Annotated in this window: 3 protein-coding genes; 1 reads left to right on the plus strand and 2 read right to left on the minus strand. The window is 54.4% G+C overall.

Annotation, left to right across the window (positions count from 1 at the left end):
- Nucleotides 1–181 precede the first annotated feature (181 nt).
- A complete protein-coding gene (locus tag C7T96_RS23725; protein WP_280951758.1) occupies nucleotides 182–574 on the plus strand; it encodes a type I restriction enzyme endonuclease domain-containing protein in 393 nt (130 codons plus the stop codon).
- 29 nt (nucleotides 575–603) lie between these two features.
- Here the strand turns inward: C7T96_RS23725 and C7T96_RS23730 are convergent, their stop codons facing one another.
- On the minus strand, nucleotides 604–2,049 hold the full coding sequence (locus C7T96_RS23730) for a DUF2235 domain-containing protein (protein ID WP_106573733.1): 1,446 nt from the start codon (nucleotides 2,047–2,049) through the stop codon (nucleotides 604–606).
- Nucleotides 2,050–2,153: 104 nt separating this feature from the next.
- On the minus strand, nucleotides 2,154–2,597 hold the full coding sequence (locus C7T96_RS23735) for a HipA domain-containing protein (protein ID WP_106573732.1): 444 nt from the start codon (nucleotides 2,595–2,597) through the stop codon (nucleotides 2,154–2,156).
- Nucleotides 2,598–2,723: the final 126 nt, after the last annotated feature.

The raw sequence follows: 2,723 nt of genomic DNA on the forward strand, positions 1-2,723 counted from the left end.
CACGGTGCTATTGGGCACAAGGTGCCGATTTCGTTGCTTGATCCCGATGGCGCAGCCAGCCCGCCATCGTGAAAAAACCGGAAAACTCTACCTTCCGGCGGTCCAAAGAATGGGTTCGGACCAATGAAACCCAGGACTCTCCAAACAACTGGAGGGAAGTCAGGGGCTCAGGTCAGACGCCATCGCGCGTTACCATGCGAACGCAATTACGACCGCCGAAGTTATTCAGGAACTGATTGCCCTCGCCAAGGAAATTAGGACTGCTCGGACACGCGGAGACGAAAAAGGTCTTTCGGAAGACGAGATCGCCTTCTACGATGCACTCGCAGAGAACGAAAGCGCAATTCAGGTCATGGGCGACGAGCGTCTGCGTGTCATTGCCCATGAGCTTCTTGGCAGCCTGAAGAGCAACGTTACCGTGGACTGGGCGCACCGTGAGAGTGCACGTGCCCGGATGCGGGTGCTGGTTAAGCGAATTTTGCGCAAATACGGCTACCCGCCTGACCTACAGGATGATGCCGTCCAGACCGTTTTGCAGCAAGCTGAAGCGCTTTCGGAAAGGTGGACAGCTTAGACAAAGCAGGAATGAGGAGATAGTGCCGATCACCCAAAATAGATTTGGGCATCTTTGTGTTCTCCAAGGTTCTTTGGGCGATATGGCTTGGTTTCACCCATTTGCGGCACAGTCGCCGCTTTGAGCCGTTCAATTACCGCAGGATGCAGACTAGCCTCCTCGTGGATATTGCGAACCTTACGCGTCCATGTCAGTCTATCGCCCGTGACAGCACGCAACCAAGCTGGCTGCATCTCCAGAATCCCTTGTATCTCATCATGCTGAAGAGCATTCGGGTCGGGGAACGTCACGAGCAACTCATCCCGTACCTTTATTGTGGACACTGCTTGCTTGAACTCGTCCACCATCCATTGCAGCGTGATATCCGATAGTCTGGACTCTTCCTCCGGATAGCTACCACCGATGTCGGAGTGATTTCCCGCGAACCAGACCTGCTTCATCCACTCGGTATGGCCACGCTCGTTGTTCCATACAACATCCTCGCCACGCCCCCAGGCCACTCTTGGAAATTTGGTCCTGGCTTCATCGATTGAAAGTGCGTGTCGAAGGAAGGGGATCTCTTTGTCGACGTAGCGGTCATAATATTTGCCACTCCACCAAGCCATGTGGCCATGACGAACAGCGGCATACCAGTCCAGAGGGTTCCACCAGCGGAGTCGGCGTTTCTCGTCTTCAAAGAAGTATTTGAATTGGGTGTATAGGCTACGGCCAGCCCAGAAAGCCATACTGAGGGGCAAGAGGGTAAAAGGTACGGCAATCCACCAAGTCGTACTCATGAAGAGATAAGCTGCCAGAGCCGAGACAAGCAGAAAGGCACTACCCGCGATCAATGTTGCCGAACGACTGCCCAGTGCAGCAACCGTATCAAATACGCCAATAAATGTCGGCTGAACGTTCCCCTGCCCTTCTCCGTCAGCGCCTTTGCCTTCAGAGCCGTACTGTCGGCGGAAGCGGCGCGCCTTTTCCTCACGCTCGTATTCATACTTATCTCGCTTTCGGCCGGCACCATGATTGTAGACATACCGAACCGCATCTGACGCAATTTTCCTCAACGAAGGTCCGTATCGAGGTACCGGGCCGCCATTCGCATCTTGCGTGGGTATGCCACACAGATTGAGAACATTCGCCACGGTTCGAACGGTATAGGCCCCTCGGCTAAACCCGATAAGGTGGATGCGATCACCTGGGTCATAGTTGGCAATGATTGCGGCATAGCAGTCGATGACATTCTCATCGATACCCGTACCAACGGCGGCTGCGAAGAAATTCCGGACGCGTTTGAAAGTCAAACTTCCGGTTTCACCAGCTCCCAATCCTGGATCATAGAACGCAAACTGTTCGCGGGGGGAAATCGGCGAATCAGGCCCAGGCCGCATCGCGCGATACATCTTATACACGTTGGAAAGTCGCTGATCAGGGCGCAGACCCCCAATTTGGCCCGTACCATCCGAGAAAATCAATATATCCTTTGCCACTAGCGCCCCCAATGAATCACTTTCGCTGCCGGATTTTAATTCTACACGACCCGAAAGCGGACCACCAACGGTAAGTTCCTATTTTGTTCCTATCATAGATACATTTACGCCCGCCCTGAGCCTATAGACTCGGCGACGGCCTCGATGTGTTGACTAATTGCATCATCCAGTTCGGCGGAAAGCTGTCCGCGTGGCGTGTGATCCCGCCATACGGCTGGGATAGTCTCAACTGCCTCTTCCACGATTGACCACAAAGGTGCTGGCGCAAGGCCCGCAGTATCTGCGAAGCGGCGAACCTGGTCACGTGTGACTGTGTGCAAATCCTTCGATTTGCCGAAGCTGAGGCCGTGACTATCCGTTGGGATGTAGGGAAGCGTGGCAACATAATCGTATGCCGGTGCGAGCGAAGGGGTTCGCCGGTCGCGATAGATCAGTGACCAGTTCTTAAGGTGCATATCGCCGTTGCCGATGAAGGTGGTGAAGACGATGCGGCGAAAGAAATCTTCAGCCGCTTCCAATCCGCATTCTGCGGCGAGAACCGCAGCGATATTGGCGTTGACGTGCTCCCCTGAATGTACCCATTCATAGGCTAGCGCTGTTCACGTTGTGGTCCATTCGTGACCGGGTTGCAAATTCGTTCGGTGTGAGGCCCTCAAGGCTCGTGTGCGGTCGAT

Origin of the sequence: Nitratireductor sp. StC3, assembly GCF_003015025.1 — a bacterium.
Lineage (GTDB): Bacteria > Pseudomonadota > Alphaproteobacteria > Rhizobiales > Rhizobiaceae > Mangrovimarina > Mangrovimarina alexandrii.